Below are 23,256 nucleotides of genomic sequence, written 5' to 3'. Positions count from 1 at the left end.
CGTGGTCCTTCCGGCACGGGACTTGCTGGAAGCGCACAAGGCATCATCGCGTGAGGCGTAAACCCAATGGCAAAGCTCATCGTCGCTCGTTCCACAGATTTTTCCGGCACATTCCTGTTCCGCATTGATACAATCGATTTTATCGCACCCGCGATCATCACCTTTTCGGGCACGCAGTTTTACGGCAACCAGATCAGCGACAACGTCCACATCGACGGCAGCAGCGGCACCAACCGCATTGTGATCAACACCGGAATCCAGGGCTTCAACGGGGCAGGCTGGACCTTCAGCAACTGGCAATCGGCCGACCTTGTCGTGGTGAACGGGTCGAACTTCGGCGAGACGCTGGCCGGCACGATCCGCAACGACGAGATCCATGGCAATGGCGGCCGCGACACGATCTTCGGCGGCGCGGGCGACGATGTGATCTCCGGCGGGTCAGGCTATGACAAGCTGACCGGAGGCGCTGGCATTGACTGGGTGAGCTACGAAGAAAGCCTGTCCGCGGTGAATGTGAACCTCTCGTCGAACCGCGTGAGCGGCGGCGATGCCGCGGGCGATACCATCTCGGGCTTCGAGAACGTGAGGGGCGGCAGGGGCAACGACATTCTCACCGGCAACGGAGGCCGGAACCAGCTACAGGGCGACCTCGGCAGCGACATCCTGACCGGCGGTGCCGGCGCTGATCGCTTCGTCTTCCGCATCTTCGAGGAATCGCGCGCCGGGACCAGCCGAGACATCATCACGGACTTTTCGAGATCCCAGGGCGACCGGATCGACTTCTCGCGTCTCGATTTCGACTCGTTTCCCTTCATCTGGGACGGCGAACTTCGCTTCATCGGATCCGCCGCCTTCGATCTGGCAGGCGACATCCGCGTGGTGCGCAGCGGTAGCCTCACGGTGGTGCAGGTCGATTTCAACGGAGACGGCGGAGCCGATCTCGAAATTGGACTGAAAGGAAGCTACACACTGACGGAAGGCGACTTCATTCTCTGAAGAAGGGCCATCTGGGCCCCGAAACGGTGAAGCCAGCCGCGGAGGGGAGGCCACGGCCGGCTTCTTGAACTGCGTGGCTCCGGAGATTTGCAGGGGGGATGGGGGAGCCGGATACCCGCAGATGGAGGGAAGCGGTCAGTTGGGAGACCAATTCCTTCATGTGTAGATAACGCGCGGGATAGCCTGTTGGTTCCACGTCGGGCGGTCGACGCTCACGGTTTGCCTCCTGCGGACGGCTGCCGTTCATGTTGCAGGGGCACCCCAACCCTTCTATATGGCGCCCCATGACCAGCATTTTCATTGATGGCGAGGCGGGAACGACCGGCCTCCAGATCCGCGACCGGCTGAAGACCCGGACCGATGTGACGCTCGTTTCGATTGCACCCGAGCGCCGCAAGGACCCGGAAGCCCGCCGCGAACTGCTGAATACCGTCGATGTGGCCATCCTCTGCCTGCCCGATGACGCGGCGAAGGAAGCCGTGGCGATGATCGACGCCTCCTCCCGCACCCGTGTGATCGACGCGTCGACCTCCTTCCGCACGGCGGAAGGCTGGGCCTATGGCATGCCGGAGCTTTCGAAGGCGCATAAGTCGAGGATCGCTGGCGCCCCGCGCGTCGCCAATCCCGGTTGCTACCCGCAAGGGCTTATTGCCTGCCTGCGCCCCATGATCGCCGCGGGCATCATCTCGGCTGACTATCCCGTCACCTACAACGCGGTTTCGGGCTATTCGGGCGGCGGCAAGAAGATGATCGAGGACTATGAGGCGCAGGGCGCGGGCGCGATCCCCTATCACCCCTATGGCCTCAGCTTCGCCCACAAGCACCTGCCCGAGATGCAGGTTTATGCCGAGCTTGCCCATGCCCCGATCTTCCAGCCGGCGGTGGGCAATTATGCGCAAGGCATGATGGGTTGCGTGCCTGTGTTCTCGGAACTGCTCCTGAAAAAGGCCCACGGCCAGCAGATCCGCGATTGCCTCGCCGAAGCCTATGAGGGCCAGCCCTTCATCGAGGTGGCACCTTTCGAGCCGATCGAGCGGGCCGCCCATGTGCGGCCGGATGACCTCAACAACACCAACCGCATGCGGCTCCATGTCTTCGCCAACGACACGCGCGGACACGTGCTGCTGATGTCGATCTACGACAATCTCGGCAAGGGCGCATCCGGCGCTGCCGTGCAGAACCTCAATCTCATGATCGGAGCCGATGAAACGCTCGGCGTCGATCTTCCCCTGACCGCGTAAGAGAGAACCATCATGCAGAAGTTCGAAAAGCTCACCGGCGTTGCAGCGCCCCTGAACATCGTCAACATCGACACCGACATGATCATCCCCAAGCAGTTCCTGAAGACGATTTTGCGCACAGGCCTCGGCAAGTCGCTGTTCTTCGAAATGCGCTACACGCAGGATGGCCAGGAAATCCCTGAATTCGTGCTGAACAAGCCCGCCTACCGCAAGGCGGAGATCCTGGTGGCGGGCGACAATTTCGGCTGCGGCTCGTCGCGCGAGCATGCGCCCTGGGCGCTTCTCGACTTCGGCATCCGTTGCGTGATCTCGACGAGTTTCGCCGACATCTTCTATAACAATTGCTTCAAGAACGGCATCCTGCCGATCAAGGTGACGCCGGAGCAACTGAAGCTCTTGATGGACGATGCCGAGCGCGGCTCCAACGCCACGATGACGGTCGATCTCGTCTCGCAGGAAATCCGCGGCCCCGACGGCGGCACAATCAAGTTCGACATCGACCCCTTCCGCAAGCACTGCCTGCTGAACGGCCTCGACGACATCGGCCTGACGATGGAAAAGGCACCCTCGATCGACGCTTTCGAGAAGAAGCAGGCGGCGAGCCAATCCTGGCTGTGATGAATATGTCTTCTCCCGCTCGCGGGAGAGGAACGGGGCCTGCTGCGAAGCGGCAGGAGAGGGCATAAGTTGGATTCCATCCTCAACACCGTCCTCCCCGTCTTCGCCATGATCGTGCTGGGCTTCGGCTTGACCAAGCTGAAGATCTTCGACGCTGCAGCCGGCAGGGGCATCTCGCTTTTCGTCTTCAACGTCGCGATCCCTGCCCTGCTGTTCAAGACGGTCGCCACCATGGAGCCGCAGCAGGCGGCGCCCTGGAGCCTGTGGTTCGCCTTCTTCGGTGGCCTCGCCATCACCTGGATCGCCGCTGCCTATGCCTCGCGCTTCATCGAGTCGCTCAATGTCTCAGGGGGCGCCGCAGCCTCGATGGCGGCGGGTTTCGGCAACCTGGCGCTGCTTGGAACGCCGCTGGCGCTTGCCCACTATGGCCAGCAGGTCGCCATTCCATTGGGCATGATCCTGTCGGTCCACGCGCCTGTCCTGTGGTTCGCGGCCATGCTGCACCGCGAACTGTCGCTCCATTCGAGTTCCTTTTCGATTGCCCGGACGGCCAAGGAACTGTTCCGCAATCTCGCCACCAACGCGATCGTGCTGAGCCTGATTGCCGGAAGTCTCTGGCGGTTTCTGGGCCTCGGCCTTCATCCTGTCGCGGGCACCATACTCGACATGCTGGCCGATGCCTCAGTGCCAACGGCCCTTTTCGCACTCGGCGTGTCGCTCGCCGGGTATTCGCTGAAGGGCTCATGGAGCGGCATGTTCGCCCTCATCGGCCTCAAGATGGTGCTGATGCCAATTCTGGTCTTTCTGATGGTCCGCTTTGTCGTGACGATCCCGCCACTCTGGGCGCAGGTGGCCGTACTGTTTGCGGCGATGCCGACAGGCGCCAATGCCTTCCTGTTCTCCCAGAAGAACGAGGAGGCGGTCGCCGCCGTCTCAGGCGCCATTGCACTTGGAACGGGACTTGCGGCCATTTCGGCCTCGATCCTGCTCTATCTCATGGACAGAGGCATGATCTGAGCCCCGCTCAGGCTTGATTTTGACCGCCAACAGGTCCATTTTCCGCGCGACTTCGCGAACCCCCCTAAAGGAGCCACATGGCCAAGGAAGAACTGCTCGAATTCGAAGGTACCGTCACCGAACTTCTGCCCAACGCGACATTCCGCGTGAAGCTCGACAACAATCACGAAATCATCGCCCACACCGCCGGCAAGATGCGCAAGAACCGCATTCGTGTGCTCGCAGGCGACCGCGTGATGGTCGAAATGACGCCCTATGACCTCACGAAGGGCCGCATCAATTATCGCTTCAAGTAAATCCCGGGCAAAGAGCCCCGTAAAGCTTGTGCTCGCTAGCGCTTCGCCGCGGCGGCTGCAGCTTCTGGAACGCGTGGGCCTTGTTCCCGATCTCCTCAACCCGGCCGATGTCGATGAGATCCCGCTCAAGCGCGAGACACCGCGGAAGCTCTCGGTCCGGCTCGCCCGCGAAAAGGCGGAACATGCGCTCGACATGCCATTGGTGCGGGCCCTTGGGCCCAACACCTTCGTGCTCGCCGCCGATACGGTGGTGGGCCTCGGGCGGCGCATCCTTCCCAAGGCCGAGACGGAGGAGCAGGCAAGAGACTGCCTCTCCCTGCTCTCGGGCCGCTCGCACTGGGTCTATTCCACTGTCTGCCTCATCGCGCCCGGCAACAAGGTCTCCACACGCTGCGTCGAAACAAAGGTCCGCTTCAAGCGTTTCTCACGCGAGGACCTCGACAGCTACATCGCCAGTGACGAATGGCGCGGCAAGGCCGGCGGCTATGCCATCCAGGGCCGCGCCGAAGCCTTCGTCCGCATGCTGACGGGTTCGCATTCCGCCGTGATCGGCCTGCCGCTCTATGAGACGGTCAACCTGCTCGAAGGTGCTGGCTATCCTGTCTTTCACAACTGGATGACAGGTCCGCAATCGGAGGTCTGAGATGGCCGAGCCCGTCCGCCTGCGCCCCAAGCGCCCCTGCCCCATCTGCCAGAAGCCGTCGCAGCAGAAGTTTCATCCCTTCTGCTCGAACCGCTGCGCGCAGATCGACCTCAACCGCTGGTTCGGCGGCAACTACGCCATCCCGGTGAAAGACGACGAGTCCGACGAAGACGAACAGCGCGAAACCTGACTACTCCGCCGCAGCCGGAACAGCATGCGGCACAGGAACAGCCTGTTTCGGCCTGTAGCCCATCACCGCATAGACGCATGGCACAACGAAGAGCGTGAGCAGCGTGCCGAGCGACATGCCGCCGACGATGACCCAGCCGATCTGCTGGCGGCTTTCAGCGCCCGCACCCGTGCCGATCGCCAGCGGAATGGCGCCGAGGATCATCGCCGCCGTCGTCATGAGGATGGGCCGGAGCCTGAGCCCCGCCGCCTCGATGATGGCGTCCCTCCGGGCACGGCCTTCTTCCTGCAGCTTGTTGGTGAACTCGACGATGAGAATGCCGTGCTTGGTAATGAGGCCGATCAGGGTCACGAGGCCGATCTGCGAATAGACGTTGAGCGTGCCCCCGGTGAGCCATAGCGCGCCCAGCGCGCCCGTCATGGAGAGCGGCACCGTCACCATGATCATCACGGGATCGCGGAAGCTCTCGAACTGCGCGGCGAGCACCAGATAGATGAAGGCGAGCGCCATCACGAAGACCAGCAGCAAGTTGGAGCTTGCATCGCGGAACTCGCGGGCCTGGCCCGTGAGGTCCGTCACGGTGCCCTGCGGCAGCACCTCGGCGGCGGCGGCATTGACGGCGGCGATGGCCTCGCCCAGCGTATAGCCCGGCGACAGATTGGCCTGGATGGTGACGGCGCGCAGCTGGTTGAAGCGGATCAGCTCGCGCGGCGCTACAGTTTCACGCGCCTTCACCACATTGGAGAGCTGCACCATCTGACCGTCACTGCCCTTGACGAAGATGCGCGACAACGTCTCGGGCGACGTGCGCTCCGAGGCCGGGAGTGCGACGGTCACGTCATACTGCTCCGAGCCGATCTGGAACGTCGACACGTTGCGCCCGCCGAGAAGCGTCTCCAGCGTGCGGCCAATGACCGAGATGTCGAGACCGAGGTCGGCCACGCGGTCGCGGTCGATGTCGACTTCGACCTCCGGCTTGTTGAGCCGCATGTCGGTGTCGATGTCGGCGAGGCCCGGATTGTCCTTCAGCCTCTCGACCAGCTTGTTGGCGATCTCGTTGATCTCCTCGTAGGGTGCCGAGGACTGGATCACGAACTGGAACGGCTTGCCGAAGCCCCGCGTGCCGAGCGAACCGGGATTGGAGGCGAAGGCCTGCACGCCGGCGATCTTGCGGAGCTTCGGCAACAGTTGCTGGGTCACCTGCTGTTGTGAGACGTCACGTTCCTCCCAGTCCTTCAGGCGCGCGAAGGACAGGAATCGCGTCACCTCGCCAGCGCCTACGATCATCAGGTAGGAGCGGAGTTCAGGGATCTGCGCCAGAAGCTCCTCCACCTGCCCGCCATAGCGCTGCGTGTAGCCGAAGCTGGCACCTTCCGGCGCATTGCCCGTGACGATGACGACGCCACGGTCCTCCGTGGGCGAGAGCTCAGACTTCATCTGCGTGAAGAGCCAGCCGCCGCCCGCTCCCACGCCAAGAGCCACAAGCAGAACCAGCCACCGCAGCTTCAGCGCGACGTGAAGACTTGATGCATAGCCGCGCTCAAGCCCGCCAAGGAAGCCCTCCACGATGCGGGCGAAGACGTTCTTCTTCTCGGAATGCTTCAGCAGCTTCGAGCACATCATCGGCGTCAGCGTCAGCGCCACGAAGCCCGACACGATGACAGCGCCCGCCAACGTGATGGCGAATTCGAGGAACAGCCGCCCTGTGCGCCCCGGTGTGAAGGCGATGGGCGCATAGACGGCGGCAAGCGTCATCGTCATGGCGATGACCGCGAAGCCGATCTCGCGCGCGCCCTTGATGGCGGCTTCGAAAGGCTTCATCCCCTCCTCGATGTGGCGATAGATGTTCTCGAGCACCACGATGGCGTCATCGACGACGAGGCCAATGGCCAGCACCATGGCGAGCAGCGTCAGCGTGTTCACGGTGAGGCCTGTCGCATACATGATGGCGAAGGTGGCGACGAGCGACACCGGTATGGTGACGACCGGGATGAGTGCTGCGCGGAAAGAATGCAGGAAGAGCAGGATGATGATCAGCACCAGGCCCACGGCCTCGAGGATGGTCTTGAACACGTTCTCGATGGAGCGGTCGATGAACACGGTCGTGTCGAAGCCGATGGTGACTTCGGTTCCCTCCGGCAGTTCATCATTGAGGCGCGGCAGGATCACGTTCACCTCGCGGGCGACATCGAGCGGGTTCGCCACCGCCGTCTTGACGATCCCGATGGAGATGGAGGTGGCGCCATTGTAGCGGCTTTCGCGGCGCACATCGGCGCTGCCGAGTTCGATCTTCGCCACATCGCTCAGCCGCACCTGCAGCCCGCCCGCTTCCTTCAGCACGATCCGGGAAAACTCTTCTGCTGTTCCAAGCGAAGTGCGCGACAGCACGGTGAACTCGCGCTCGGTGCTCTCGATGCGGCCCGCCGGAATGTCGGCATTCTGGTTGCGGATGGCATTCTCGACATCCTGCACGGTGAGCCCGTAGCCGGCGAGACGAGGCGGATCGATCCACACCCGCATGGCATAGCGGCGCTCGCCGTTGACGGTGACATCCGCCACGCCATCGAGGTTCTTGAAGCGGTTCACGACGAAGCGGTCAATGTAGTCCGTCAACTCAAGCGAGTTCATCGTCAGAGACTGGACTACGAGGAACATGATCGGCTGCGCGTCCGCCTCGACCTTGGAAATCGTCGGCTCCGTGATCTCGTCGGGAAGCGACCGGCGCACGCGGCTCACCCGGTCGCGCACGTCGCTGGTAGCGGAATCGATGTTGACGGTGGAGCGGAAGCGGATGGTGATGCGGCTTGATTCGGCCCGCGAGGTCGACCCGATGGTGTCTATCCCCTCGATGCCGGCAAGCGAGCCTTCGAGCACCTGCGTCACCTGGCTTTCGATGACCTCGGCGGAAGCGCCGGGATAGTTCGTCTGCACCGTAACCTGCGGCTCGTCGATGTTGGGATACTCACGGATCGTCAGGCGGCTGAACGACATGAGACCGGCCAGCAGCAACACGAGGCTCAGCACGGTCGCGAAGACCGGCCGCCTGATGCAAAGTTCGGTAAAGCCCATGGCGCTACTCGGCCGACGCTGCGGCCGAGACGACCTCGACCGCCGCACCGTTGCTGAGGCGCGTGTTGCCCGCCGTCACCACCGTATCGCCCGCGGCGATGCCTTCGAGTATCTCGATCTTGCCGGGAAGCCGCTTGCCCAGCCTCACCTTCAATTCCGCAGCCTTGTTGTCGGTCACGGTATAGACGAAGGCGCTCTCGCCCCGCTGCACGACGGCAGCCTCCGGCACCACGACCGCCTGACGCTCCTGCCCCTTCACGGCAACGCGCACGAGAAGGCCCGGCTTCAGCCTGGAAGCGCTGTTGTCGAGGTCAGCCCTCACCAGCAGAGCACGGCCGTTGACATCGATCGACGGATCAAGCGCTGAGACGACGGCGTTGAAGCTTTCGTCCGGAAGCGCATCCGCAAGGACTTCGACCGTCTGGCCCACGGCGATGCGCGATTGCTGCAATTCCGGCACCGAGAAGCTCACCTTCAGCTTGTCGATCTTGTCGAGCTGGACGAGCGGCGTTCCCGCCGTGAGGTAGGCGCCTTCGGACACCGAACGGAAGCCGAGCGTGCCGGGAAACGGCGCGAGGATGGTCAGCTTTTTCAGCAGCACCTGAGCGGAATCGACAGCGGTCAGTGCCACGTCGCGCTCCGTCTGGGCGGTTTCGAATGTGCTCTGGGCCACGTTGCCCGACTTCCGGAGCGTCTGGTTGCGGTTGAAATTGGCCTCGGCCAATTCAAGCCGCGCCTTGGCCTCTTCCAGCGATGCTGTGGCAAGGTCGGTGTCGAGCTGGAAGAGCGGCGTTCCCGCGGCAACCGTCGCGCCATCCTCGAACAGTACTTTCGCCAGCCGCCCGCTGGTTTCTGGCGCGATCGAGACCGATTCGTCCGCCAACAGCGTGCCGATGGCAGAGATGTCATCACTCAATTGTGATGTTGTGGCGCGGGCGGTTTCCACGGGAGAGGGCCCCCGGTTGCCTCTTTGGCCGCCTTGGCCTGCGGCCTGGCCCTGAGCCGGTTTGCCCTCGCCCTGGATAGCGGCTACGGCCTTGTCGAGCCCCGTCAGTGCAACGACATCAATGCCGTAGTGGCGCACGCCCAATGCCGCGCCCCCGGCGAGGACGGCCATGATCAGCAGAAACAGCCACTTCTTCATCGATTGTCCGGACCTTTCGAAACCACGACCCTAGGATGGATTGCCAGGCCGCTCCATACGTCTTTGCACCGTCAGCAGATTGAAGGACGCATGACACAACTGAATCCGTCACTGAATTGCGCCCTTTCTCAGGCACTGGCCTTGGAGGCCCCGCCGCGATATGTGCAGACCCGAGACCTGATTCAAGAAAAGGATGCCCTCCATGAAAACCCGCGCCGCCGTTGCCTTCGCCGCTGGAAAGCCGCTCGAAATCGTCGAGGTCGATCTTGAGGGCCCCAAGGCGGGCGAGGTTCTGGTCGAGATCAAGGCCACCGGCGTCTGCCATACCGACGAATTCACCCTCTCGGGCGCCGATCCAGAGGGGTTGTTCCCCGCCATACTGGGCCATGAGGGCGCGGGCGTCGTCGTCGAAGTGGGCGCGGGCGTCACTTCGGTGAAGGTCGGAGACCACGTCATTCCCCTCTACACGCCGGAATGCCGGCAATGCCCGTCCTGCCTCTCGCGCAAGACCAATCTCTGCACGGCGATCCGCGCCACGCAAGGCCAGGGCCTGATGCCGGACGGCACCTCGCGCTTTTCCTACAAGGGCCAGAAGGTCCATCACTACATGGGCTGCTCGACGTTCTCGAACTACACTGTTCTGCCCGAGATCGCGCTGGCCAAGGTTGACCCAGCCGCGCCCTTCGACAAGATCTGCTACATCGGCTGTGGCGTGACCACAGGCGTCGGCGCCGTCACCAACACCGCCAATGTCGAAGCGGGCGCCACGGCGATCGTCTTTGGCCTCGGCGGCATTGGCCTCAACGTGATCCAGGGCCTGAGGCTGGCGGGCGCCGACATGATCATCGGCGTCGATCTCAACAACGCGAAGAAGGAGTGGGGCGAGCGCTTCGGCATGACGCACTTCGTCAATCCTTCCGAAGTCGAGGGCGATCTCGTCGCCCATCTCGTCAACATGACCAAGCGCGGAGCCGACCAGATCGGCGGCGCGGATTATACCTTCGACTGCACCGGCAATGTGAAGGTGATGCGCATCGCGCTCGAAGCGTCGCATCGCGGCTGGGGCCAGTCGATCGTCATTGGCGTCGCCGGCGCGGGCCAGGAAGTTTCGACGCGGCCCTTCCAACTCGTCACCGGCCGCACCTGGAAGGGCACGGCATTCGGCGGCGCGCGCGGCCGCACCGATGTGCCGAAGATCGTCGACTGGTACATGAACGGCAAGATCGAGATCGACCCGATGATCACCCACACCATGCCCCTGGATGACATCAACAAGGCCTTCGACCTGATGCACGAGGGCAAGTCGATCCGCAGCGTGATCCTGTTCTGATGGCGCTCGAGACGAAATCGCTGGCGAAGGCCCATGGCGGCACGCAGGGCGTCTACACGCATCCGTCCGATGCGTGCGGATGCCCGATGACCTTCGCCGTCTTCGTGCCGCCGCACGAGCCCGGCGCCAAGCTCCCCGTGCTCTGGTATCTCTCGGGCCTCACCTGCACCCATGCCAATGTCATGGAAAAGGGCGAATACCGGAAAGCCGCTGCAGAGCATGGCGTGATCATCGTCTGCCCGGATACATCGCCTCGCGGCGAAGGCGTGGCAGACGAACCCGGAAACTGGAAGCTCGGCTGCGGCGCCGGCTTCTACGTCGATGCGACGCAAGGGCCATGGTCGGCGCACTACAAGATGTACTCCTATGTGACGGCGGAGCTTCCCGCGCTCGTCGCCGCGAACTTTCCCGCCGACATGACCCGGCAATCGGTGTTCGGTCATTCGATGGGCGGCCATGGTGCATTGATCTGTGCACTGAAGAACCCCGGCCGCTACAGGAGCTGCTCGGCCTTCGCGCCCATCACGCACCCGATGACGGCGGACTGGTCGAGGCCAGCACTCGCTGCCTATCTCGGTGCCGACGAGCAAGTCTGGCGCCAGAACGATGCCGTGGCGCTGATCGAAGACGGGGCGCGACTGCCTGAGCTTCTGGTGGACCAGGGCACCGCCGATTCCTTTCTGAATGACGGGCTCAGGCCGTGGCTTCTGGAAGACGCCTGCAAGGCGGCGGGAATTCCGCTCACACTCCGCATGCAGGATGGCTATGACCACTCCTACTACTTCATCTCGAGCTTCATGGCCGACCACGTTGCATGGCACGCCAAGCGGTTGAAGGGATAGGGCGCTACTTCAGCAGCGCCCTTGCCTCGGCAACGCCCAAGGGCCTCGGGCGCGTGCAGGTCGTCTTCAGCGTTTCGAACTTGCCGGTTTCGCCGGACTTGAGAATGGCGGTCATGATCTCGACCACATGCAGCATGCGCGGGATGCCGCAGCGGATGTCGCGTTTTGCGGCGATGGCCTGCGCCATGTCGGCGAGGCCGGCGCCACGGTAATTGGCCTGCATGCCGTCCGGATGCTTCTCGTTGGGTTTGCCGAACGGATGCTCCCAAGTGTCGAGCGGCTTCGGCGTCCCGTCAGTCCCTGCGGCCATGACCGTGCCGCCGAAGAAATTGGGGTCCGGCAGGAACATGGCGCCGTCGCTGCCATAGACTTCCAGATTGGGATGGCGGTGGGCAAAGACGTCCCAGCTCGCGGTCAGGGTCACCGCCGCGCCCGTGGCAAATTCGAGCAGCGCGTGAATGGTGGTGGGCGTCTTGACGGTGATCTTCTCGCCCATGCGCGGCCCGTTGGCGATGACGCGCTGCTTGCGCGCCATGCCCGTGAGGGCGGCCACGCGCTTCACCGGCCCGATGAGATTGATGAGCGCCATGATGTAGTAGGGGCCCATGTCGAGGATGGGTCCGCCGCCGGGCTTGAAGAAGAAGTCGGGGTTCGGATGCCAGTGCTCCATGCCGGGCCCGAGGATGTGAGCCGTGCCACCGGCGATCCTGCCGATTGCGCCATCATCGACGGCGGCGCGGGCCTGCTGGTGGGATCCGCCGAGGAACGTATCGGGCGCGGCGGCCACATGAAGTTTCCTCGCCGTGGCGAGCTTGAGCAGCGCCTTGCCTTGGGCCAGCGTCAGCGTGAGGGGCTTTTCGGAATAGACGTGCTTTCCGGCCTCCAGAATCTGCTTCGACACGTCAAAATGCGCGGCGGGCACCGTGAGGTTCACCACAATATCGATGTCGCTGCTGGCGAGGAGGTCCGTCACGGTTCGTGCCTCAACACCGAACTGCGCCGCGCGCGACAGGGCGGCGGCCATGTTCAGGTCCGCCACCACCCTGATCTCGAAGCCTTTGAACAGGGGGCCGAGTTTCAGATAGGTCGTCGAAATGTTTCCGCAGCCGATGATGCCGACGCCGAGTGTCCGGGCCATGTGGTCTCTCTCAGATCTTGTGGACGAAGCTGTAGGAGCGTCTTGCAAAGCGCGCGATGTTCGACGGGTTGTCGTGCTCCATCACATAGTGGAGCGCCCGCGTGTTGCGGAGCGCGGCGAGGAGTTTGGGCCAGTCGAGCACGCCCTGCCCCACGTCGGCCCATCCGTCTTCATCGCGGCATTGGCCCTTGGGCGCGATGTCCTTCACATGCACGGCCGTGATGCGATGGCCATGGCGCCTGATCCAGGCCAGCGGATTGGCCTTGGCCCTGGCAACCCAGGCAACGTCGCATTCCCAGTCGATCAAGGGTGCCGCCTCGAGCAGGAGCTCCATCGGGACCTCGCCGCCGGGCAGCTTGACGAATTCGAAATCGTGATTGTGCCAGCCAAACGCGAGGCCCTCGCCGCGGGACCATTCGCCGATGGCGGAAAGCCTCTTGCCGAGCTTTCGCCAGCCCGCGGCGCTGCGGGGCCGCTCTTCTTCAGCGAGATAGGGAGCGAAGATCTGCCTCAGGCCAAGCGTCCGGGCGATCTCCATGACCCCGGCGCGGTCGTTCTCCAGCATGTCGAGGCCGAAATGCCCGGTGGGCATCGCAAGACCGGCCCGGTCGAGCATCCGCGCGAGCGCCTCCGGCTTGGAATAGACACCGCCATATCCCTCGACTTCGCGATAGCCTGTGCCCGCGAGAAGGCTGAGCGTGTCCTTCAGTGATCTGGCGTTCCGCACCGAATAGAGCTGGAGGGAGAGGCGGCGGGGCATGGCGGCTCCATGTGGCGATTGCAATGCTGCGAGCTCTTATAGCAGCAACTGCGATGCACAACCACGCCGCGCGAATCGAATATCCTAGCGATAGGTCCAATTTGACATAAAATGTGGTCCAGAACAAGCTGGCCGTCCAATTTTGGGGAATCCTATAGCGTGGAAGTTGTATGCAGATTGATGTCATTTGTAACAGCCGGGGGGCTCACACATGTCTATTGCCAACAGACCTACTCTGAGTGATGTGGCCAAACTCGCGGGCGTATCGGTCGCCACGGCCTCGCGCGCGCTCAGCAATCCCGACCTTGTTGCGGAAGGAACCCGCCACGCGGTGCGGGATGCGGCGCAATCCTGCGGCTACAAGGTCAATCTGGTGGCGAGGTCGCTGCGCATGCAACGCACCAACACGATCCTTGTGCTTACACCTTGTATAGACAACCCGTTCTATCCCGGGCTTCTCCGCGGCATCGAGGATGCGGCGCATGACAGGGGCTTCTCGGTCATCGTCGGGTTCACGCTGAAACGGCCTGAAAGCTGCCAGCCCTATTCCGATCTTCTCAGCAACGGCCGGGTCGATGGCGTGGTGGTGATCGACGGCGGAACCAACATGCAAGGCCTGACTGGTCCCCGGCCCAGCGTTCCCGCTGTTCAGGTGCTGGACATGATCTACGGACCGGCTGTGAGCGCCGTGCGCGTCGACGACCATCAGGTCGCCGAACTCGCCGTGCGCCATCTGGCGGGTCTCGGCCATCGCCGGATCGCGCATATCTCCGGCGCCCAGGAATCAATTGCCGCGGTCCATCGGCGTGAAGGCTACCTGAACACGCTGGCAGCGCTGGGCCTGCCGGCGGATGAACGCCTGATCGAATGCGGCTTCTACCGGCGGGAGCCCGCTGCCGAGGCGATGCAGAAGCTGCTGTCGCTCGGCATGCCGCCGACGGCGGTGTTCTGTGCCAACGACACCATGGCGACGGGGGCTCTCCGCGCCTGTCAAGACCGCGGCCTGCGCGTGCCCGACCATATGTCCATCGTGGGCGCCGGCAATACCTTTGACGGCGAGATTACGGAGCCGCCGCTGACCACCATCCATGTCCCGCGTCACGACATCGGAATGTTGGCTGCGGAAAGGCTGATCGGCCTTATCAAGGGCCAGGGCAGCATGCCGCACGATACCGTAGTGCCGGTCGAACTGATGACGCGCGGATCCACATCCTCCGCGCGCGCCATTGCTGCCGCCTGATCTGTTTTTCAAATTACCTATTTTTCGTAATACTGGGCAACGAAGCGGTCGAGAAGGCGCACGCCCCAGCCGGGACCCCAGCTCTGGTTGATAGCGCTGCGCGGGCCGTCCATGGCCGTGCCCGCGACGTCGAGATGGGCCCAGGGCACGTTATTGACGAAACGCTGGATGAACTGCGCCGCCGTGATCGAGCCCGCATGACGCCCGCCGGTGTTCTTCACGTCGGCTACGTCATGGTCGATGATCTTGTCGTATTCGGGCGCGAGCGGCATCCGCCAGACCTTTTCGCCCGTCGCGTATCCGGCCTCGGAGAGCCTGTGAGCCAATTCGTCGTTGTTGGAGAACAGGCCGGCGTGCTCCTTGCCCAGCGCCACCAGGATGGCGCCGGTGAGGGTAGCGAGGTCGATCATGAACTTCGGCTTGAACCTGTCCTGTATATACCAGAGCACGTCGGCCAGAACGAGCCGGCCTTCGGCGTCTGTGTTGAGCACCGCGATGGTCTGGCCGGACATCGACTTCACGATGTCGCCCGGCCGCTGCGCCTTGCCGTCCGGCATGTTCTCGACAATGCCGATAGCGCCGATGGCGTTGACCTTCGCCTTGCGCTTGGCCAGTGCCAGCATCAGACCCGCCACGCAAGCGGCCCCGCCCATGTCGCCCTTCATGTCTTCCATGCCCTGCGCCGGCTTGATCGAGATGCCGCCGGTATCAAAGGTGACACCCTTGCCGATGAAGGCGAGCGGCTGGTCGCCGCGCTTTCCGCCGTTCCACTGCATCACCACGATGCGGGCCTCGTGATCCGACCCTTGCGCAACGCCCAGCAGCGCATTCATGCCCAGCTTCTTCATCTGGGCCGGGGTCATGACCGACACTGTCAGGCCGAGCTTCGCCAAGGGTTTCATGCGCTCGGCGAAAGCCACCGGATGAAGCGTGTTCGGCGGTTCGTTGACGAGGTCGCGGGCCAGATGAACACCTTCGGCAACCGCCTCGAAGGCCGGAAAGCGCTGCCTGGCGCCCTTGGCGTCGGGCGTGAGGATGACGGCATCCTTCAGTTGCCTCGTATCCGGCTTCTTCGACTTGTAGTGATTGAAACTGTAGACCCTGAGGCAGAGGCCCGAACCGATGAGTGCCGCCGATTCCTTGGCCTGCAGGCCGCCCATGGTGACATCGGCTGCGATGACAGCCGATTCGGCTTTCACCGACTGCAGCACGCCGGCAATGGCGCCGCCCAGCATCTCGAGGTCGAGATGGCGGAGCGAAGCCGGAGCCCCGAGGCCGAACACCACGATCCGGTTGTAGCCGCCGCCCGGAGCCACCAGGTCGAGGGTCGAATCACGCCGGCCGGTGAAGCCCGCCGCCTTGATCGCCCGCGACACCTGGCCCTGCGTGCGGGAGTCGGCATCTGCAGCCAGACCCGCCAGTGCGCCGCCTTCCGGCAGCAGGAGAACAAGCACACCGGATTTGGGCAGGGTGGGAGACGAGAAACTGATTTTCATGGCGCGCCTTTATGGAATGATTGTTTCCCCTTAGCGGTTTTTCAGGCGGGAGGAAATCATGCAGGCGCAGGCTTGGTATGAAAGCGTTAACCACGCTGCAAGCCTGCCCGTCTTGCCGCCGCAATGCCGGGTGATGCTCGGTCATAAACTGGGTACTTCCCGGCTCCGGGGAAAGCCGTTAAGAATATGTAAAGTGAAGTGATTGGGGACTGAGTGGGTCGAGCAGGTTTCACGCGGCGGGGCGGCGTGAGGTACAGGATGCGGTCATGCGTTCTGGGCCTGCTGGCGGCTGCCGGAATGTGCGTGATGCCATTGCCGCAAACCGTCGCGATGGCCGCAACCATGGACGACGCGCCCAAGTTCGTGGAACCGCAAACCGATGCCGTGCCGAAGGGCACCCGCGTCGATGTTCTGGCCGACCGCCTGACCTATGACGGCAAGTCGGAGATCGCCCGGGCCACGGGCACCGTGCAATTGACTTATGGCCCTTATGTGCTGACCGCCACCGAGGTGGTCTACGACATGAAGAAGGGCAAGTTCCGGGCGAATGGGTCGATCGTCTTCCGCGAGCCCAATGGCAACGTCATGGAAGCCGACTTCGCCGAACTGGAAGAGACCTTCAAGGAGGGGTTCGCCCGCCACGTGAAGGCGCTGCTCACCAATGATGTGACCATCACCGCGCAATATGCGAGGCGCTACGAGAACGGCGTTACCGTCTACGAGAAGGCGACCTACACCGCCTGCAAGACCTGCGTGGACGAAGGCGGAAACCCGCTGTGGCAGATCGTGGCGCGCGAGGCCAAGCACGACATGGAAACGCGCACCATGTACTACCGCGACGCGCATCTGGAGATCGGTGGCGTGCCCTTGGTGTACACGCCCTATTTCTCCTATCCGGATCCTTCGGTGAAGCGGCGGACCGGCTTCCTGCTGCCCTCCTTCCATGGTGGGTCCTATGGGATCGGCGTCACCACGCCCTTTTTCTGGGAGGTTGCGCCCAACAAGGATGTCACATTCTCGCCCATGTGGACGACGCGGCAAGGGCCGCTGGCCGATGCCGAATGGCGCCACAGGCTGGCCTCGGGCATCTACTCGATCCGCGGCGCCGGCATCCATGAACTCGATCGTGACGAGAGCGACGCGGCGGATGGGCCTTGGCGCGGCGGGGTGCGCACCAAGGGCGCCTTCGAGATCAACGATACATGGGACTGGGGATGGGATGGGACACTCACCAGTGACCGCGGCTTCCTGAGCGACTACGACCTCGACAACCGCAACATGGCGGCGAGCTACGTGCAGACGACGGGACTCGCGGACCGCAACTATGCCAAGGCGCAGATCATCGGCTGGCGCACGCTGACGCGGCACGAGGAACAGGATGAACTCCCCATTGCGCTCCCCTTCGTGACGGCGAACTACATTTTCGGCGAGCCGGTTGGCGGCGGCGAACTGTCGCTGGATTTCAATGCCTATTCCCTCACCCGCCGGGATGCGGTGGACAAGCATGACCTTGGCACCGAGCAGACCCATGCCTTTGTGCGGGCCAAGTGGCAGCGGCAGATGGTGACGGGCATGGGGCTGCTGGCGACGCCCTTCGCGGAAGTGCGGACCGACGCCTATATCGCGCAGAACGTGCCCGGCGCCGACGGCAACGAAGACCCCGATATCTATCTGATGCCGCAGGCCGGGTTCGATGTCCGCATGCCCTTCATCGCCGACCACGGTTTCGCGCAGGGCGTGATGACGCCCGTCGTGCAGCTGATCGCGGCACCTGCCGAACAGCGCGACGACGATGCAGGCAACGAAGACGCCATCACCATCAACTTCGATACCACCAGCCTGTTTCTCAGCGACCGCTTCACCGGATTCGACCGCTATGAAGGCGGCGTCCGCGCCAATGTCGGCCTGACCTACACGCTGATGGGCGAGGACGGCGGCTTTGTCCGCACCAGCTTCGGCGAGAGCTTCCACATCGCGGGCGAGAACAGTTTCCTGGTGGGATCGGGCCTCAACGGCACCTCTTCCGATCTCGTTGGAGCCATTGCATTGCAGCTTTTCGAAGGGATGACACTCGGCTACCAGGCACGAATCGAGGAAGACCTGTCGCGCATCAACGTCCAGGAAGCCTCGCTGGGTCTTACTTTTGACAGGTTTTCCGGCTCTTTGAGCTATGCGGATGTTGCCGCCGCCGCCAATTATGGCCGTCCCGATCATGAGGAACAGGTCTGGGGCGATGGCAAGTTCCTGGTGGGGGAGGCATGGAGCCTCTTCGGCGGGTTCCGCTATGATATCGAGGGCAACAAATTCATGGACAAGACCATCGGCGTGGCGTTCGAGTGCGAGTGCATGAGGGCCCAGCTCGCCTACAGCGAATCCCGCGAGGACGATGACGGCACCGAACGGCGCATTGAAGTCGGCGTCGAGCTTCGCACCATCGGCGCTGTCAACGGCGGCTTCCAGTTCTGATGCGCATGAGCCGTATCATCGCTGCTGCCCTTCTGGCGGCACCACTACTGTTGATCGTTCCCGGCGTGGCACCAGCCCACGCCCAGGGACAAGGCATCGTTGCGGTTGTCAACGACTTGCCCATTACGGAACTCGACATCACACAGCGCATTGCGCTCATGAAGATCATCGGTGATGGGCCCGACGGGATGACCCGCAAGCAGGCACTGCAGGCCCTGATCGACGACCAGGTAAAGATCACGGAAGCCACGCGCCTCAAGATGATGCCGGGTGACGGCGAGATCACCGATCGCATTGCGCGCATGGCGAAGAGCAGCGGATCGACATCCGAAAGCCTGCTGTCGAAGCTTAAGGCACAAGGCATCAGCGAAAAGAGTTTCCGCCGCTATCTGTCGGCCCTCATCGGCTTCAACCGTATCATCACCGGAAAGTACGGCAAGGACATCAAGTCCAATCCCAAGGATGTGGATGCCAGGATGGCCGAGATCAAGGGCAAGGTGAACGAGCAGCTCTCCAGGATCATGAACGATCCGCGCATGAAGCCGATCACGGTGTACACACTCCTCGAAGTCACGCTTCCCCTCGATGGCGAGGATGCGATGCTGCTGCAGTCGCGGTTCGTCGAGGCAAAGCGGTATCAGCAGCAGTTCAAGGGTTGCGGCTCGGCGAAGGCCGCGGCGTCGGGCATCTTCAACGTGAAGATCGGCAAGAAATTCGAGGCCGACGCCTCCAAGCTGCCGCCGCAGATGAAGCAGGCCCTCGACAAGTCGGGGCAGGGGAGTGCAGTGGGGCCGATGCGCGGGAAGGCCGGCATCCAGCTCATCGGCTTCTGTGGCTCACACAAGATCACGCCGCCCAAGCCCGACTTCAAGATGCCGACGCGCGAGCAGATAGAACGCATGGTCATCAACGAGAAATACGACAAGATCGAAGAAAACTACCTGAAGACCATCCGCGGCAACGTCTACGTCGAGTACCGCAACAACAGTTACGCCCAGCAGTGAGATGGCGACCGCTCCCCTGGTGCTGACGAGCGGAGAACCCGCGGGCGTTGGCCCCGAAATCACCGCGAAAGCCTGGGAGGCCCTGCATGAAGATCCTGCGGCCTGCTTCGTGCTGCTGGCCGATGCGGATTACTGGCAGGCCCGCAATCCCGGCCTGCCGGTGGAGAAGATCGGCGATCCCGCGCAGGCAAGGGGCTGCTTTGCCCGGGCATTGCCCGTGCTGCACCGGCCTCTTGCTGTCCACCCGGCACCGGGCCTGATCGATGCCGCAACAGCGCCACACGTCATTTCGGCGATCGGCGAGGCAGTGGAGCTTGCCTTCGCCGGGACAGTTTCCGGCATCGTCACCAACCCCATCCAGAAGGACGCGCTCTATGCGGCGGGCTTCCGGCACCAGGGCCACACCGACTATCTGGCGCATCTCTCGGCTCTCCATGGCCATCCCGTGCAGGAAGTGATGATGCTCGTGGCGGACGATCTCCGCGCCATTCCGGTGACCGTCCACATTCCGCTGAAGGATGTTCCAGCCGCATTGACCGGAGAGGCGATCATGTCGCAGGCCCGTGTCACGGCACGCGGCCTTGCGCGTTACTTCGGGATACCAAGGCCGCGGCTCGCTTTCACCGGACTGAACCCCCATGCCGGCGAGAACGGCATGATGGGCCGCGAGGAGATCGACGTGATCATCCCGGCGCTGAAGCAATTGCAGAAGGAAGGCCTCGATGTCCTGGGCCCGCTGTCAGCCGACACGGCCTTTCATGCCGAAGCGCGCGCCGCTTACGATGCCATTCTCTGCATGTATCACGACCAGGCGCTGATCCCGGTGAAGACGCTCGACTTCCATGGCGGCATCAACGTGAGCCTGGGGCTTCCCTTCATCCGCACCTCGCCCGACCACGGTACGGCGCTGGGGATCGCGGGGCGGCACGTTGCCAACCCGAAGAGCCTCATTGCCGCGCTCCGTCTCGCCGCCCGCATGGCCGGAGCGGCGGCGTGACCTCTGACCCGCTGCCACCGCTTCGCGACGTCATCGCAAGACATGGGCTGGCGGCAAAGAAGAGCCTGGGCCAGAACTTCCTCTTCGATCTCAATCTCACGCGCCGCATTGCCCGCGCCGCGGCACCGCTCGAGGGCTTCACCATCATCGAGGTCGGCCCGGGCCCCGGCGGCCTCACGCGCGCGCTACTGATGGAAGGCGCCACCCGAGTCGTCGCCATCGAACGCGACGAGCGGGCCATCGCAGCACTTGAGGAAATCTCTGCCGCCTGGCCGGGAAAGCTCACCATCGTTTCAGGCGATGCCCTTGAGGCGGATTACGATAGGCTGGCGGCGGGTCCCGCGAAGGTCGTCGCCAACCTCCCCTACAACATCGCCACGCAACTGCTCACCGGCTGGCTGACGGAAGCTGTCTGGCCTCCGTGGTTCTCGTCTCTCACGCTGATGTTCCAGAAGGAAGTCGCCGAGCGCATCGTTGCGCCTCCTGGCGGCAAGGAATACGGGCGCCTGTCGGTACTGACTCAATACAGATGTGAAGCGAAAAAGATCTTCGACGTGAACCGGTCGGCTTTCACACCGCCGCCAAAGGTGACGTCGAGCATCGTGCATCTCGTTCCGAAATCGAAGCCGGAACCCGCTTGCGACCTGCGCGTGCTTGAGCGCGTAACGGCGGCAGCCTTCGGACAGCGCCGGAAGATGCTGAGATCCAGCCTGAAAAGCCTGCTGCCGGAGCCGGGTCCACTTCTCGAAGAATGTGGTATCGGCTCGGAACTCAGGGCCGAGCAGGTTCCCGTTGACGGGTTCGCCCGCCTGGCCGCACGCTTCGCCACGCTGGAGACGGCTTAAAGCCCCTTGGTCAGATCGCGCACGAACTGCGTGAGGCCCACGCGGCGGTGACGCTTCAGGCGTTCCGCCGTGAGGATGGCATCGATCTGAGCGCCGGCAGCGTTGATGTCCTCGTTGACGATCACATAGTCATACTCGGGCCAGTGGCTGATCTCGTCGGCCGCCTTCGCCATGCGCTTGGCCACCGTCGAGGATGAATCCTGGGCGCGGCGGATCAGTCGCTCGCGGAGTTCCTCCGCCGTCGGCGGCAGGATGAAGATGCGGACGAGATCGCCCTCCATCGCCTGCGCCAGTTGCTGGGTGCCTTGCCAGTCGATGTCGAACAGCACATCGCGGCCCGCCTGCAGGGCCTCCATGACGGGGCGCTTCGGTGTGCCGTAGAAATTGCCAAAGACTTCGGCATACTCAAGCAGGTCGTCGCGATCGCGCAGGCGCCCGAACTCTTCATGCGTGATGAAATGATAGTCCTTGCCGTTGACTTCACCGGGACGCGGCTGGCGGGTGGTGACGGACACCGACATGGTGATGCCGGCATCGGCGGCAAGCAGACGGCGCGACAGCGTCGTCTTGCCGGCGCCCGATGGCGACGACATGACCAGCAGAAGGCCGCGGCGTGAAATCTCGGTCATGATTCTGATCTCACTCGATGTTCTGGACCTGCTCGCGCATCTGGTCGATGACGGTCTTGAGGTCGAGGCCAATGGCGGTCAGCGTCCGGTCGGACGCCTTCGAGCACAGCGTATTGGCCTCGCGGTTGAACTCCTGCGCGAGGAAGTCGAACTTCCGTCCGATGGCATCGCTGGAGGCGAGCAGCGCGTGCGCGGCCTCGACATGCGACTGCAAGCGGTCGAGCTCCTCCTGGATATCGGCGCGGGTGGCGAGGATGACGGCTTCCTGGTGCAGCCGGTCAGGATCGAAGTTCGCCCCCGTCTCCATCAACCGCGCGACCTGATCGGCAAGCCTCGTCTTGATGGCCTCGACCGAACGCGCCGGATTGTCGCGCGCGGCCTGAGTCAGTTCTGCGATGCGGCCGATCTGCGCGGAGATGACGGATTGGAGGCGCGCACCCTCCTCGCGGCGCGCGGCCGCAAGGGAGGCCAGGGCATCGCCGAAGCTCTTGAGCATGGCGGCGTTGCGCTTTTCCAGTTCCGCCTCGTCCTCGATGGGCGCGGTCACTTCGACCACGCCTCTCAGGGCCAGAAGCGCATCCGCCCGGAGCGGCTCTCCGCCGATGCGGTCGCGCAAGGCTTCTCCGGCGGCCACTAGCTGGTCAAGCACATCGGTGTTGAGGCGGACACTCTCGCCGGCAACCGCGCCGCTGACCGTGAGATTGACCTGCAGGTTGCCGCGCCTGAACGCCTGGGTGAGGGCGGCGCGCAGCGGCGCTTCGAGCGCCTCGAAGCCCATGGGCAGGCGGCAGCGCACATCCAGCGCCTTGCCGTTCACGCTCTTCACCTCCCATTGCCACAGCAACCCGTTGCGCGAGGAAGACGCGCGGGCAAAACCGGTCATGCTGGAAATCGGCATCAGTGCCTCGGAAGCGTGATTCAGGGGCCACCCTTCTAGCGCATTGGGCGAGCAAGTGGAATCACTTGCGAAGCGGAAAATGCGCCAGATTCAAGGCTCTTGAGCAGTTCAACCCGGCAGGGAAAGGCTCAGCGCGCCGGACGGAGCTTCGGGATGGCGGTCCGCTTGCCATCGACCGTGACCACCGACCCGGGCGGGAGGGCCTCGACATTCTTGCGTGGCGGCGCGGCAGGCTTGGCCTTGGGCACGGGCACGGTGGCCGTTGTGGCCGGAGGCGTGGCGGCTTTCTGCGTTGCGGGTGTCGTGACCGCCTCTGCAGCAGGCGGGGTGGCAGCCTCCGTTGCGGGTGTCGTGACCGCCTCCGCAGTAGGCGGGGTGGCAGCCTCCGTTGCGGGTG

General features: G+C 63.5%; 22 protein-coding genes. 14 read left to right on the top strand and 8 right to left on the bottom strand.

Annotation, left to right across the window (positions count from 1 at the left end; translation table 11 throughout):
- Positions 1-66: 66 nt before the first annotated feature.
- The 7 genes from ACEW8Q_RS09585 to yacG all read left to right on the top strand — a co-directional run bounded on the left by ACEW8Q_RS09585 (position 67) and on the right by yacG (position 5,001).
- Positions 67-996 (top strand): calcium-binding protein, encoded by a 930-nt coding sequence (locus ACEW8Q_RS09585; protein WP_373503828.1) that lies wholly within the window; start codon positions 67-69, stop codon positions 994-996.
- A gap of 284 nt (positions 997-1,280) precedes the next feature.
- Positions 1,281-2,237, top strand: coding sequence for an N-acetyl-gamma-glutamyl-phosphate reductase (gene argC, locus ACEW8Q_RS09580; RefSeq protein WP_373503827.1), 957 nt, complete (start codon positions 1,281-1,283; stop codon positions 2,235-2,237).
- 12 nt (positions 2,238-2,249) lie between these two features.
- A complete protein-coding gene (gene leuD, locus ACEW8Q_RS09575; protein ID WP_373503826.1) occupies positions 2,250-2,855 on the top strand; it encodes a 3-isopropylmalate dehydratase small subunit in 606 nt (201 codons plus the stop codon).
- 69 nt (positions 2,856-2,924) lie between these two features.
- Complete coding sequence (locus ACEW8Q_RS09570) at positions 2,925-3,872, top strand: AEC family transporter (protein WP_373503825.1); 948 nt, start codon at positions 2,925-2,927, stop codon at positions 3,870-3,872.
- Positions 3,873-3,949: 77 nt separating this feature from the next.
- A complete protein-coding gene (gene infA, locus ACEW8Q_RS09565; protein ID WP_111197504.1) occupies positions 3,950-4,168 on the top strand; it encodes a translation initiation factor IF-1 in 219 nt (72 codons plus the stop codon).
- A gap of 28 nt (positions 4,169-4,196) precedes the next feature.
- The gene (locus ACEW8Q_RS09560) at positions 4,197-4,811 is read left to right on the top strand and encodes a Maf family nucleotide pyrophosphatase (RefSeq protein WP_373503824.1); all 615 of its coding nucleotides are present in this window, start codon (positions 4,197-4,199) and stop codon (positions 4,809-4,811) included.
- 1 nt (position 4,812) lies between these two features.
- On the top strand, positions 4,813-5,001 hold the full coding sequence (gene yacG / locus ACEW8Q_RS09555) for a DNA gyrase inhibitor YacG (protein WP_373503823.1): 189 nt from the start codon (positions 4,813-4,815) through the stop codon (positions 4,999-5,001).
- Here the strand turns inward: yacG and ACEW8Q_RS09550 are convergent, their stop codons facing one another.
- A complete protein-coding gene (locus tag ACEW8Q_RS09550; protein ID WP_373503822.1) occupies positions 5,002-8,070 on the bottom strand; it encodes an efflux RND transporter permease subunit in 3,069 nt (1,022 codons plus the stop codon).
- A gap of 4 nt (positions 8,071-8,074) precedes the next feature.
- A complete protein-coding gene (locus ACEW8Q_RS09545; RefSeq protein ID WP_373503821.1) occupies positions 8,075-9,214 on the bottom strand; it encodes an efflux RND transporter periplasmic adaptor subunit in 1,140 nt (379 codons plus the stop codon).
- Positions 9,215-9,416: 202 nt separating this feature from the next.
- On the opposite strand from ACEW8Q_RS09545, the gene ACEW8Q_RS09540 reads away from it, so the two are divergent.
- Both ACEW8Q_RS09540 and fghA read left to right on the top strand, forming a co-directional pair.
- Positions 9,417-10,544, top strand: coding sequence for an S-(hydroxymethyl)glutathione dehydrogenase/class III alcohol dehydrogenase (locus ACEW8Q_RS09540; protein WP_373503820.1), 1,128 nt, complete (start codon positions 9,417-9,419; stop codon positions 10,542-10,544).
- A complete protein-coding gene (gene fghA / locus ACEW8Q_RS09535) occupies positions 10,544-11,386 on the top strand; it encodes an S-formylglutathione hydrolase (RefSeq protein WP_373503819.1) in 843 nt (280 codons plus the stop codon). Before ACEW8Q_RS09540 ends, fghA begins: the two co-directional genes overlap by 1 nt.
- A 4-nt stretch (positions 11,387-11,390) precedes the next feature.
- Here the strand turns inward: fghA and ACEW8Q_RS09530 are convergent, their stop codons facing one another.
- Entirely contained in the window at positions 11,391-12,524 is a 1,134-nt protein-coding gene (locus ACEW8Q_RS09530; protein ID WP_373503818.1) for a Gfo/Idh/MocA family protein, read from the bottom strand.
- 10 nt (positions 12,525-12,534) lie between these two features.
- Positions 12,535-13,284: a sugar phosphate isomerase/epimerase family protein gene (locus tag ACEW8Q_RS09525; RefSeq protein ID WP_373503817.1), complete on the bottom strand. Its 750-nt coding sequence runs from the start codon at positions 13,282-13,284 to the stop codon at positions 12,535-12,537.
- Positions 13,285-13,495: 211 nt separating this feature from the next.
- On the opposite strand from ACEW8Q_RS09525, the gene ACEW8Q_RS09520 reads away from it, so the two are divergent.
- Positions 13,496-14,524, top strand: a complete 1,029-nt coding sequence (locus ACEW8Q_RS09520; RefSeq protein ID WP_373503816.1) for a LacI family DNA-binding transcriptional regulator — start codon at positions 13,496-13,498, stop codon at positions 14,522-14,524.
- 17 nt (positions 14,525-14,541) lie between these two features.
- On the opposite strand, the gene ACEW8Q_RS09515 is transcribed toward ACEW8Q_RS09520, so the two are convergent.
- Positions 14,542-16,020: a leucyl aminopeptidase gene (locus ACEW8Q_RS09515; RefSeq protein WP_373503815.1), complete on the bottom strand. Its 1,479-nt coding sequence runs from the start codon at positions 16,018-16,020 to the stop codon at positions 14,542-14,544.
- Between the two features lie 306 nt (positions 16,021-16,326).
- On the opposite strand from ACEW8Q_RS09515, the gene ACEW8Q_RS09510 reads away from it, so the two are divergent.
- From ACEW8Q_RS09510 to rsmA, 4 genes are read left to right on the top strand one after another with little or no spacing between them, the layout of a single operon-like run.
- Complete coding sequence (locus ACEW8Q_RS09510; RefSeq protein WP_373503814.1) at positions 16,327-18,486, top strand: LPS-assembly protein LptD; 2,160 nt, start codon at positions 16,327-16,329, stop codon at positions 18,484-18,486.
- Positions 18,487-18,491: 5 nt separating this feature from the next.
- Complete coding sequence (locus tag ACEW8Q_RS09505) at positions 18,492-19,490, top strand: SurA N-terminal domain-containing protein (protein WP_373503813.1); 999 nt, start codon at positions 18,492-18,494, stop codon at positions 19,488-19,490.
- Position 19,491: 1 nt separating this feature from the next.
- Positions 19,492-20,487 (top strand): 4-hydroxythreonine-4-phosphate dehydrogenase PdxA, encoded by a 996-nt coding sequence (pdxA, locus tag ACEW8Q_RS09500; RefSeq protein WP_373503812.1) that lies wholly within the window; start codon positions 19,492-19,494, stop codon positions 20,485-20,487.
- Positions 20,484-21,332: a 16S rRNA (adenine(1518)-N(6)/adenine(1519)-N(6))-dimethyltransferase RsmA gene (gene rsmA / locus ACEW8Q_RS09495; RefSeq protein WP_373503811.1), complete on the top strand. Its 849-nt coding sequence runs from the start codon at positions 20,484-20,486 to the stop codon at positions 21,330-21,332. The genes pdxA and rsmA overlap by 4 nt, the downstream gene beginning before the upstream one ends.
- Here the strand turns inward: rsmA and gmk are convergent.
- The 3 genes from gmk to ACEW8Q_RS09480 form a co-directional block, all read right to left on the bottom strand.
- Positions 21,329-21,961 carry a guanylate kinase gene (gmk, locus tag ACEW8Q_RS09490; protein WP_373503810.1) on the bottom strand — a complete coding sequence of 211 codons (633 nt, stop codon included), beginning with the start codon at positions 21,959-21,961 and terminating at the stop codon, positions 21,329-21,331. The two genes, rsmA and gmk, sit on opposite strands and share 4 nt — an antisense overlap.
- A gap of 10 nt (positions 21,962-21,971) precedes the next feature.
- Positions 21,972-22,859, bottom strand: a complete 888-nt coding sequence (locus tag ACEW8Q_RS09485) for a YicC/YloC family endoribonuclease (RefSeq protein ID WP_373503809.1) — start codon at positions 22,857-22,859, stop codon at positions 21,972-21,974.
- Between the two features lie 128 nt (positions 22,860-22,987).
- Positions 22,988-23,256 (bottom strand): hypothetical protein (locus ACEW8Q_RS09480; protein ID WP_373503808.1); only part of this gene is annotated, 269 nt, incomplete at its 5' end.

This window comes from Aestuariivirga sp., assembly GCF_041738905.1.
In the GTDB taxonomy this organism is placed as follows: domain Bacteria; phylum Pseudomonadota; class Alphaproteobacteria; order Rhizobiales; family Aestuariivirgaceae; genus Aestuariivirga.
The sequence above is the reverse complement of the archived record's forward strand: the minus strand, read 5'-3'. Positions and strand labels throughout refer to the sequence as shown.

Bases quoted from the DNA above. Each gene is read 5' to 3' on its own strand.
- ACEW8Q_RS09585 (WP_373503828.1), top strand. From the start codon at position 67: ATGGCAAAGCTCATCGTCGCTCGTTCCACAGATTTTTCCGGCACATTC.
- argC (WP_373503827.1), top strand. From the start codon at position 1,281: ATGACCAGCATTTTCATTGATGGCGAGGCGGGAACGACCGGCCTCCAG.
- leuD (WP_373503826.1), top strand. From the start codon at position 2,250: ATGCAGAAGTTCGAAAAGCTCACCGGCGTTGCAGCGCCCCTGAACATC.
- infA (WP_111197504.1), top strand. From the start codon at position 3,950: ATGGCCAAGGAAGAACTGCTCGAATTCGAAGGTACCGTCACCGAACTT.
- yacG (WP_373503823.1), top strand. From the start codon at position 4,813: ATGGCCGAGCCCGTCCGCCTGCGCCCCAAGCGCCCCTGCCCCATCTGC.
- ACEW8Q_RS09550 (WP_373503822.1), bottom strand. From the start codon at position 8,070: ATGGGCTTTACCGAACTTTGCATCAGGCGGCCGGTCTTCGCGACCGTG.
- ACEW8Q_RS09545 (WP_373503821.1), bottom strand. From the start codon at position 9,214: ATGAAGAAGTGGCTGTTTCTGCTGATCATGGCCGTCCTCGCCGGGGGC.
- ACEW8Q_RS09540 (WP_373503820.1), top strand. From the start codon at position 9,417: ATGAAAACCCGCGCCGCCGTTGCCTTCGCCGCTGGAAAGCCGCTCGAA.
- fghA (WP_373503819.1), top strand. From the start codon at position 10,544: ATGGCGCTCGAGACGAAATCGCTGGCGAAGGCCCATGGCGGCACGCAG.
- ACEW8Q_RS09530 (WP_373503818.1), bottom strand. From the start codon at position 12,524: ATGGCCCGGACACTCGGCGTCGGCATCATCGGCTGCGGAAACATTTCG.
- ACEW8Q_RS09525 (WP_373503817.1), bottom strand. From the start codon at position 13,284: ATGCCCCGCCGCCTCTCCCTCCAGCTCTATTCGGTGCGGAACGCCAGA.
- ACEW8Q_RS09520 (WP_373503816.1), top strand. From the start codon at position 13,496: ATGTCTATTGCCAACAGACCTACTCTGAGTGATGTGGCCAAACTCGCG.
- ACEW8Q_RS09515 (WP_373503815.1), bottom strand. From the start codon at position 16,020: ATGAAAATCAGTTTCTCGTCTCCCACCCTGCCCAAATCCGGTGTGCTT.
- ACEW8Q_RS09510 (WP_373503814.1), top strand. From the start codon at position 16,327: ATGCCATTGCCGCAAACCGTCGCGATGGCCGCAACCATGGACGACGCG.
- ACEW8Q_RS09505 (WP_373503813.1), top strand. From the start codon at position 18,492: ATGAGCCGTATCATCGCTGCTGCCCTTCTGGCGGCACCACTACTGTTG.
- pdxA (WP_373503812.1), top strand. From the start codon at position 19,492: ATGGCGACCGCTCCCCTGGTGCTGACGAGCGGAGAACCCGCGGGCGTT.
- gmk (WP_373503810.1), bottom strand. From the start codon at position 21,961: ATGACCGAGATTTCACGCCGCGGCCTTCTGCTGGTCATGTCGTCGCCA.
- ACEW8Q_RS09485 (WP_373503809.1), bottom strand. From the start codon at position 22,859: ATGCCGATTTCCAGCATGACCGGTTTTGCCCGCGCGTCTTCCTCGCGC.